Origin of the sequence: Rhodococcus opacus (assembly GCF_012396235.1) — a bacterium.
Taxonomy (GTDB): Bacteria; Actinomycetota; Actinomycetes; order Mycobacteriales; family Mycobacteriaceae; genus Rhodococcus_F; species Rhodococcus_F opacus.
The window spans coordinates 1-6,859 of sequence record NZ_JAAXPA010000066.1; the positions used below are offsets into that span (position 1 = coordinate 1).

Annotated in this window: 6 protein-coding genes and 3 pseudogenes; 8 read left to right on the top strand and 1 reads right to left on the bottom strand. The window is 65.3% G+C overall.

The window, feature by feature from the left end:
* Positions 1–374: 374 nt before the first annotated feature.
* From HGB39_RS40465 to HGB39_RS37595, 8 genes and pseudogenes are all read left to right on the top strand, one after another.
* Positions 375–540, top strand: a pseudogene (locus tag HGB39_RS40465) (IS1380 family transposase); the annotation flags it as partial.
* Positions 534–707, top strand: a pseudogene (locus tag HGB39_RS39760) (transposase); the annotation flags it as partial. The pseudogenes HGB39_RS40465 and HGB39_RS39760, both read left to right, overlap by 7 nt.
* Before the next feature lie 109 nt (positions 708–816).
* Positions 817–978 carry a transposase gene (locus HGB39_RS39765; RefSeq protein ID WP_267204520.1) on the top strand — a complete coding sequence of 54 codons (162 nt, stop codon included), beginning with the start codon at positions 817–819 and terminating at the stop codon, positions 976–978.
* A 155-nt stretch (positions 979–1,133) separates the two neighbouring features.
* On the top strand, positions 1,134–1,403 hold the full coding sequence (locus HGB39_RS37575) for a zinc-ribbon domain-containing protein (protein ID WP_081276631.1): 270 nt from the start codon (positions 1,134–1,136) through the stop codon (positions 1,401–1,403).
* A gap of 207 nt (positions 1,404–1,610) precedes the next feature.
* Entirely contained in the window at positions 1,611–2,726 is a 1,116-nt protein-coding gene (locus HGB39_RS37580; protein WP_064080856.1) for a thiolase family protein, read from the top strand.
* Positions 2,716–3,114, top strand: coding sequence for a Zn-ribbon domain-containing OB-fold protein (locus tag HGB39_RS37585; RefSeq protein WP_064080855.1), 399 nt, complete (start codon positions 2,716–2,718; stop codon positions 3,112–3,114). The genes HGB39_RS37580 and HGB39_RS37585 overlap by 11 nt, the downstream gene beginning before the upstream one ends.
* Positions 3,111–3,899, top strand: coding sequence for an enoyl-CoA hydratase-related protein (locus tag HGB39_RS37590; protein ID WP_005262819.1), 789 nt, complete (start codon positions 3,111–3,113; stop codon positions 3,897–3,899). Before HGB39_RS37585 ends, HGB39_RS37590 begins: the two co-directional genes overlap by 4 nt.
* 5 nt (positions 3,900–3,904) lie before the next feature.
* Complete coding sequence (locus tag HGB39_RS37595) at positions 3,905–6,028, top strand: acetate--CoA ligase family protein (protein WP_064080857.1); 2,124 nt, start codon at positions 3,905–3,907, stop codon at positions 6,026–6,028.
* Positions 6,029–6,734: 706 nt separating this feature from the next.
* Here HGB39_RS37595 and HGB39_RS37600 read toward each other — a convergent pair.
* Positions 6,735–6,859 (bottom strand): annotated as a pseudogene (locus HGB39_RS37600) (IS3 family transposase); the annotation flags it as partial.

Here is a 6,859-nt window from a genome sequence, read left to right on the forward strand (position 1 = left end):
TCGGAGCGGTTGTATCCCCTGCGGACGGTACCCGGGAGGGCTATGGCGAACTCGATAGATTCGTCGAGCAGGGCAACTGCGTCGTCGATCCGGCCGCTGTCGAGGATCGCGTAGTACCGCTCGATCACGAGTGCATCGGCCATCTCTAACCGAAGTAAATCCAGTTCAGTTTCTCCCTCGAAAGGACACCGACCACATCGTGCTCGAAAAGGACGGCGACGTCGCCCGTGTGTGGCTCAACCGCCCGCATAAGCCTGGAAGCACCGATTGGTATGAGCGTCTGGAGAGTGTCATTGGGGCGAAATGCCTTGTCATAGTGGAATAATGAGACTTCTCTAGGGTCAGATTCAGCCACACAGAAGGGCATCTCGCGGATGCAATCTCACACCTGGCCCGTCGCCGCGGCCAGATTCGACGACCCCAATCTGGTGTCGACCGCGGGACTGGTCTCGGTGATGGCATTGGCGCAGGCCAGCGGCCTGCTCACGCTCGCCGATCAGCATCTGAGCGTGCCCGACGGACAAAGGTGCCCACCCGGGCCACACGAGCATTTCATGCGGAACGTCGGGTCGGCGGTCTCGTCGAAGCATGTGCCGCCGGTGATGGCTGCGATCAAAACGATCTTCGCGCACACCGAAGCAAATGCTGTTGTACAGCAGTGGGATCAGGTCGCCGACACCTTGAACGAGTCGTTCCCGAAGGTGGCGTCGATGATGCGGGATGCGAAGGAAGATGTGCTCGCGTTCCGGGTCTTCCTGAACGCCCATTGGGCAGAAGGTCTGGTCGAACAATTCGATCGAACGGCTGAACAAGGAGATCAAACGCCGCGCCGACGTCGTGGAAATCTTCCCGAACCCGGCCGCGTTCTTGCGTCTGACGACGGCGGTGGTGATCGAGGCGCACGATGAATGGCAGGTCACCCGCCGCTATGTCTCCGATGTGAGTATGGACGAGCTCAGGGTGGTCATCGCAGCCTAAGGACGAGCCCGCGCCACCGATGCGAACCCGCAGTCGTTGACACCCGAACTCGAAACCGCATAACCTACAACATGACTCGTTGATCACGAACCAGAGGGTTCACCGATCCGAACTACACCACCCAATGGGACGCTACCGCATTCTCCGCAGAACGTGTGTGGGACTCGCAGCGCAGGGTCTGGTGGCGGGCGGATTGCTGCGGTCACGAATGGCAGGACAGCGTCCGGGCGCGGGACGACGGGACGAGGACCTTCTCAACAATCGCCCGCGCAAGAGCTTGCACTGGGCCACGCCGGCAACGGCTTTCGCCACTCGAATGTCACAATGATCACGCAAGTGTTGCGACGACCGCTCGAATCCGCCAGTCGCGGTGGACGCGGAAGTCGGCCACCAGGAGCACGACGGGCAGTGTCATCTGGTGCTGATGGTGCGAATTCCGTCGTCGCAAACGTGATTCAGTGGCAGTGCCGCCAGTCCCTGATCCTGCAACCCATATGGCTCTAACCAACCCATGTCCATGCTAAACCGAATTCAGTTTGACAGATCGGATCCGCAAAGTTACGTTCGGTCGCGTGACTGCGCATCGGAGATGGTCGGCGAACACCGCGGTAGTAGGCTTGGGCGTGACGGCCATGGGAAAGATCTACGGACGAACCACCGCGGACTTCGCCGCTGAGGCGATCGGCCTAGCCCTCGACGACGCGGGACTGCAGAAGACCGACATCGACGGGCTGCTGCTCAATGGCAACGGAAACCTGGACATGGACCCGCGCCTGCAGTTCTCGCTGGGGTTCGAGGATCTGTCGATCATGAACTCGATGAGGGCATTCGGCTCGACAGTCGGCTCGATGGTCCAGTACGCCAGCCTTGCTCTGGAAGCGGGCTTGGTCAACCATGTGGTCCTTGTATATGGCGATACCCCACTGAAGCCCGCTGTCGGTGCGGGTGCCGCGTACGCGGCACGCGGGGTCTGGGACGGGATGAACGTCCTCAAGGCGGTGTATGGCGAGTTCGGTGGCAATGTCCCCTACGCCCTGGCCGCGCGTCGGCATCAGGAGCTCTACGGCACCACGAGCGAGCAGCTCGGCGCTATCGCAGTGGCCCAGCGCGAGTGGGCGCAGATGAACCCGTACGCGCAGATGCAGAAGCCGATGACGCTCGAGGACCACCAGGCCTCACGCATGGTGGCCGACCCGTTCCACCTCTTCGACTGCTGTCTGGTCTCCAACGGTGCCGTTGCCGTCGTGATGACCACGGCCGAACGCGCGAAGGACCTGCGGCAGCCGCCTATCCACCTGAAGGCTGCAACGCAAGCCGCGCCGGGGGACAACCAGATGTCCGGACGCGACCCGGGGATCGTCACGGGCGCGCAGCAGGCCGGCGAGCAGGCCTTCGCGCTTGCGGGGATCACGCGCGACGACGTCGACATCCTCGAGCTCTACGACTGCTACACGTACACGGTCCTGGTGACGTTGGAGGACTACGGCTTCTGCGAAAAAGGTGAGGGCGGTGAATTCGTCGCGGACGGCAAGCTCGGTCCCGGTGGCTCGCTGCCCACCAACACCGGCGGCGGGCAGCTATCGGGCTACTACATGTGGGGCTTCACCCCCCTTTCGGAGGCCATCATGCAGGCACGGGGACAGGCCGGCGACCGCCAGGTGGCCAAGAACGACATCGTCTTGGCCAGTGGCAACGGCGGCGTCCTCAACTTCCACTCGACAACGATCTGGAGCAAGCATGCCGACTGACGCCTCAGAGCTCACCTACGACGACGCCAGCGCCCCGTTCTTCGAGGGCGCGGCCCGCGGCGAGCTCATGCTGCAGTTCTGCGAGTCGTGCGATGGGTACATGTGGCCGGTGAAATACCGCTGCCCCCATTGCTTCGCACCCGCCGTCGTATGGCGTGCAGCGAGCGGCGGGGCAACGTTGTACAGCCTGACCGTCGTACACCAGGCCCACCCGCGGTTCCCCAGCCCGTACGTCCTCGCAACGGTCGAAACGCAGGAGGGTGTCCGGTTCAACGCCTCGCTCGTCGGCGAGAACGCCGCGAGCACACCGATTGGATCGGAGATGGTCGCCGTCTTCGACCGCACCGAGAAGCCGTTCACCGTTCCCAGATTCCGGAGAGCCTCATGAGCTATCACTTCATCACCTACGAAAAGCGCGACCGTGTCGCGGTCGTGACGCTCAATCGGCCGGAGTCGATGAACGCCCTGCATCTCGAGGCGCACCGCGAGCTCGCGGGGGCGTGGGAAGATTTCCGCGACGATCCTGACGTGTGGGTCGCGATTCTGACCGGAGCAGGTGACCGCGCCTTCTGCGCAGGGAACGACCTCAAGGTCACGGCCGAGCGTACGGCGCAGGGCGGCGACGTCCAGGGCGAGGCCCGCCCCCCGTTCGGGCGCATTACCCGTGACTTCGACTGCCCGAAGCCCATCATTGCGGCGGTCAACGGCGTCGCCGCCGGCGGCGGTCTCGAGCTCATCCTGGCCTGTGACATTGTCGTGGCCTCGGAGCACGCCCGCATGGGACTTCCCGAGCCGAAGGTCGGCCTCTTCGCCGGTGCCGGGGGCGCTCACCGGCTCGCACGTCAGGTCCCCTTCAAGCTGGCCATGGGGATGCTCCTGACCGGCGACCTGATCGATGCGCCCGAGGCCCATCGGATCGGGCTGATCAACGAGGTCGTTCCCCACGACGAGCTGATGACGACGGCGCAGTCGTGGGCCGACCGGATCATCAGGTGCTCGCCATTGTCCGTGCAGCTCACCAAGGAGGCGGTCTTCGACGCCCAGTTCCTGAGCATCGACGACGCCTTCCGTAAGGACAACGGCCGACGCGATCGGTTGCTGGCCTCGCACGACTTCGTCGAGGGGCCAAAGGCCTTCGCGGAGAAGAGACAACCCAGATGGACAGGACGTTGATCGACATGACCGGGCCCCACTCCCTGAGCGCGCTGCTCGCGCCCCGCAACGTCGTCATCGTCGGTGCGTCGGAGCGCTCCGCCTGGTCCGCAGGGTCGTTCTCCAACTTCGCCCGGCTGGGGTTCGAGGGTCAGGTGCATCTCGTCAACCGCAAGGGGGGCACCGTCCACGGACAGCCGGCACACAGGTCGTGCGCCGAGATCGGCGAGCAGGTCGACCTGGCCTTGCTGCTGGTGGCCGCCGAGGCCGTCCCGAACGCGCTGCGCGACATCGCCGCGGCCGGGATCCGTTTCGCCGTGGTCCTAGCTGCCGGCTTCGACGAGATCGGCGCCAACGGTCGCGCCATGCAGCAGCAGATCACCGAGCTCGCTTTGGAGCTCGGGGTAACCTGCGTGGGACCGAACTGCCTGGGGTTCATCAACCTCGTCGACAAGGTGCCCGCTTGGTCCGGCCGGATGGCCGAGCTCACCACGGGCGCAATGGCGGTCGTGTCACAGAGCGGCGCGACCGCGCACACTATCGCGGCCTTCGCAGCGCAGCAGAACATCGGCGTCAGCCACGTCGTCTCAACCGGCAACGAGTCGATGGTCGACACGACCACGATGGCGACCATCCTCATCGAGGACGAGCGGGTCCGCTCCGTGGCGATGTTCATCGAGTCGATCCGCGATGCCCGAACCTTCCGGAGTCTGGCGCGTCGGGCGGCCGAGCTCGGCAAGCCGATCGTGGCGCTCAAGATCGGCTCGAGCGAGCTCGCCGCCGAGATCGCCCAGAGTCACACCGGTGCACTCGTCGGTGACGACCGTCTGGTCGATGCGGCGCTTCGGCAGTTCGGCGTCATCCGGGTCAGGTCTTTGGAGCAGCTGGTGATGACGGCCGGGCTGCTGTCACGTACCGGTCCGCTGGCCACGGGTGACCTGGGAGTCGTCTCGATGTCCGGCGGCGCCTGCGACCTTGTTGCCGACCGGGCGGATGCATCGGGTGTCAGGCTTCCCATCCTCGCGGACGCGACGAAGGCGCGGTTCGCCGAGTTGCTGCCGGAGTTCTGCACCCTGCGCAACCCGCTCGACTCGACGGGTGCGGCATCGGCGAAGCCAGAGCTCTTTCGCGACTCGATCTTCGCGATCGCCGATGATCCGTCGGTGGCGATCGTCGCTGCGATCCACGTTCATCCCACCGAGGAACGCGGCGAGGCAATCAAGGCCCGACTGCGGATCGACGCACCGGCGCTCGCCGGTTCCGCCACGCCGGTGATCCTGCTCGACCAGACGATCGCGACGATAGACCCCGGGACGGTGCGCAATCTCGAGGAGCTCGGCATCCCGCTCGCCATGACCGGTCTTGACCACGTGGTCGAGGCGGCTGGCCATGCGATCTGGTGGTCGCAGTGGCTTCGCCCGGACCACCTGCCTACAGCGAGCGCCCCGGACCTGTCCTACCTCGCGGGGGCCGGTGGGGTGTGGAGTGAGGCTGAGTCGCTGGCGCTCCTGGTCGAGCACGGTGTCCCCGCGGTTCCGTACGCCCATGTCAGGGACGAGGAGGCGGCCGTCGAGGCGGCGGGTCGGCTCGGTTCGCCGCTCGTGGTCAAGCTCGTGTCGCCCGATATCGTCCACAAAAGCGACATCGGTGGAGTCCTCCTCGGCCTGGATTCGCCCGAGGCCGTCCGACGGGCATATCGCCAGGTGCAGGCTGCGGTGCTCGCAGTACCGGGCGCGCAATCCGAAGGTGCTCTGATCTCATCGATGCGATCTGGAGGCGTGGAGATGATCGTCGGGGTCGTGCGCGACCAGCAGTGGGGGCTTACTCTCGCAGTCGGCCTTGGTGGTGTCCTCGTGCACGTCATCGACGATAGTGTGCTGCGGACCCTTCCCGTGAGTGAGACCGACGTGCGACAGATGCTGTCGGAGCTGCGCGGCAAGGCTCTGCTCGACGGTGTCCGCGGCTCCAAGCCCGTCGACCTCGATGCGTTGGTGGCTGCGATCCTTAACGTCGCCAGCCTGGCCGAGCGGCTCGGCGACTCGCTCGAATCCATCGAGATCAACCCGTTCCGAGTGGAGGGCTCGACCGTCGAAGCCCTCGACGCGTCGATCGTCTGGGCGCCACGTGGCAGCGATGAGGCGCACCCATAGGAAGATGTCGTGAGGAGTGTGCTTGCCGGAATACAGCTGCCAGTGTGCCTATTCTCGGTCGAGAAGTCCTCGCGCGCAATGCGTCGCCAACAGCGGGTGACGCATTGCGCGCAGCTGCGCATATCAACGCTCGAGCAAGATCTCACCCCACTCGCGGGCGGGGCTCGCGAGTGGGGTGGCTGCCCATCACCGTTAGCGGACGCTTGCGTGTGCCGGTGCCGGTCGCGGACGTCGGCGTTCACGCTCGCCTTTTGCGTCCTCCAGGCTGGCCTGCGGGCGCAGCTGGAGCCGCGAGATCCATCCCGCCATGCGCCTGGTGCGCCGTCGGAGTGTGCTTCCCCGTGGCGGGCAGACGCGGCGCCGCACGTCCTGGAGTAGCGTCGGACGGTGTTTCTGCCTGGGTCGGTCAGACCGCTCGTCCAGGATGGAGCACAGTGGTCGGCACGAAGAATTGAGCTTGTCGAGCACCCGGTCGACGGCGATGGTGGCGCGGGCACATGGCTTGGCCGTCTTCGATGAGCTGCTCTGCGAGGCCGCGGGGAGCCCAGTTCAAACGCTCCGCGGCGAGCGAAGATCGGCGTTGAGCCGTCGCAACACCCTGTGCCCCCGCCTCATCGAAGAAGTCGGTGACAGGCAGCGTGCGTGTGGCGGCGAAGTGCATCCGAGGGACTGCCCCCACCCTGGTTGACACACGGGGTGTGCAGTTTCAGGCCGCGTGTGCGGTCTGATGGAGCGTCTCATATTCGACGGGTGTCAGTCGACCGAGCCCGCGTTGCCGGCGCCGCCGGTGGTAGGTCGTCTCGATCCACCCGACGATCGCCAACCGTAGTT

Excerpts from the sequence above, each read along its gene's own strand:
- HGB39_RS37585 (WP_064080855.1), top strand. The coding sequence starts at position 2,716 with ATGCCGACTGACGCCTCAGAGCTCACCTACGACGACGCCAGCGCCCCG.
- HGB39_RS37590 (WP_005262819.1), top strand. The coding sequence starts at position 3,111 with ATGAGCTATCACTTCATCACCTACGAAAAGCGCGACCGTGTCGCGGTC.
- HGB39_RS37580 (WP_064080856.1), top strand. The coding sequence starts at position 1,611 with ATGGGAAAGATCTACGGACGAACCACCGCGGACTTCGCCGCTGAGGCG.
- HGB39_RS37595 (WP_064080857.1), top strand. The coding sequence starts at position 3,905 with ATGACCGGGCCCCACTCCCTGAGCGCGCTGCTCGCGCCCCGCAACGTC.